Origin of the sequence: Pseudoalteromonas sp. S3178 (genome assembly GCF_005886985.1) — a bacterium.
Taxonomy (GTDB): Bacteria; Pseudomonadota; Gammaproteobacteria; order Enterobacterales; family Alteromonadaceae; genus Pseudoalteromonas; species Pseudoalteromonas carrageenovora.
Genome location: NZ_PNCW01000228.1, coordinates 1 through 208, shown reverse-complemented (window position 1 = coordinate 208; position 208 = coordinate 1). Strand labels below are relative to the sequence as shown.

General features: G+C 41.8%; 1 pseudogene. It reads right to left on the bottom strand.

Going from position 1 to position 208, the window contains the following annotated elements:
* Nucleotides 1–208: pseudogene (locus CWC11_RS20740) on the bottom strand (malate dehydrogenase); the annotation flags it as partial.

Below are 208 nucleotides of genomic sequence, written 5' to 3'. Positions count from 1 at the left end.
AGCCACTTCTTCATCAGTGAAAGTAACACCTTCAACTTGAGAAAGTAACGGTAGGATAGTTGTGCCTGAGTGGCCACCAATTACTGGAACTTTAACGCTTGCTACGTCAACGCCTTTAAGCTCAGCAATGAACGCTTCAGAACGGATCACATCGAGTGTTGTAATACCGAATACACGTTTAGCATCATAAGTACCTGCTTTTTTAAAT